Raw genomic sequence first — 1,360 nt, 5'->3', positions numbered from 1 at the left:
CCTCCTCCTCTGCATACAGACCCTGTAATTAACTTTAAACCAGTTACTTGCAGGGTTTTTTCTTTTTAGTAGTCACATATAAGTCACAAGCATTTTAGTATTTTTCCAGTATCGTAATTATTTTTTAAAAAATGAATATTTATAAGGAGTCTAAATAATTACCTACTCAAAATTGGATATAAAGGCTAAAGATTCAGCATAATAAGAAAAGCCAACTACATGATAGTTGGCTTTTGTTGTTGGTGTCTTTATGCTTCTTTAGCTTTCGCAGCTTCGATTTCAGTCTCAATTTTAGCAATTGCACTTTTTACCGTAGGTGATGTTATACCCAATTCTTTAGCTATTTTAGAGTTATTCCAGCCTTCTTTTTTGCTTAGGTGGTGGATTGTTCTCTTTGTATCTAAAGAGTAAACAGGGGCTGCTTTACTGCCTTCTACAAGTGCTTGTGCATTTGCGATGTCTTTCTTTGCTACTTCAATTCTATCATTTGGCTGTAGAATTTTTGTTAAATAATCTATGATGCCTTGATAATTCTTTGCTGCTTGGAGTTTATCAATTTCAGGGTCAATTATAGCAATTTTTAATTCACTTATATTTACTATAGTACCACCTTGATTTATCAAATGACTCCAAAGTTCTGGCTTTGAAAAAGGATAGAGTAATTCACTGCCATTTAGTTTAAAAGCTTTTTCCTCGCCAATAAGATAAGTTGCATTTACATCTTTAGATGGTTGGAATAAATTGTTGGATTCTGATATATTAAACATAGTTTGATAAGATTTTGCAGTTTAAACCGCACTTTAAAAATCATCTGGTTTGATTACCACCTTGGCAATCCTAATCTTATCTATGTTAAGCCTTATTTGGCTTGAATCTGATACAAATGTAGTGGCATCCCCAATTGAATTCCAAACTTCATTTACTTTTATTTTTTTGTCTTTTCATAATGCATTGACTATCAATTACAAAATTTTCATTAATAATAAAACATCCAAACAATACAATACCTTGCTTTTGCTTTAATTACCTTTAATAAATTGTGTAGTACCTTTAATAAAATACAAGTAGTATGAATTGGGATTAAGTTGCCACTTAAGCAGCAGAACAGGGTAAATAAGGTAAGTGTGAATGGATATTTTTTGATTAAGGGGTACGGGGGTTGAATATTGGATTAGAGGTATGTTTAGTACCATTTACCCCTACCCCAAACACACTAAACCAATTTTTTAAGATATAACCCTATTAAACTAGTAGGAAATTAAGCTTTTTAGACAATGATACCACAGGAAATAAAGAAACAGCAAGGCACTTACAGAGCGCACAGAGATAAAAACAAAGATGTAGAATTTGATAAGGTAGA

At 31.9% G+C, this 1,360-nt stretch carries 1 protein-coding gene; it reads right to left on the bottom strand.

Going from position 1 to position 1,360, the window contains the following annotated elements; all coding sequences use genetic code 11:
- Nucleotides 1–248: 248 nt before the first annotated feature.
- The gene (locus MM239_RS20755) at nucleotides 249–767 is read right to left on the bottom strand and encodes a helix-turn-helix domain-containing protein (RefSeq protein ID WP_241350243.1); all 519 of its coding nucleotides are present in this window, start codon (nucleotides 765–767) and stop codon (nucleotides 249–251) included.
- Nucleotides 768–1,360: the final 593 nt, after the last annotated feature.

Source organism: Belliella filtrata, assembly GCF_022549775.1.
GTDB classification, from domain to species: domain Bacteria; phylum Bacteroidota; class Bacteroidia; order Cytophagales; family Cyclobacteriaceae; genus Belliella; species Belliella filtrata.
The sequence above is the reverse complement of the archived record's forward strand: the minus strand, read 5'-3'. Positions and strand labels throughout refer to the sequence as shown.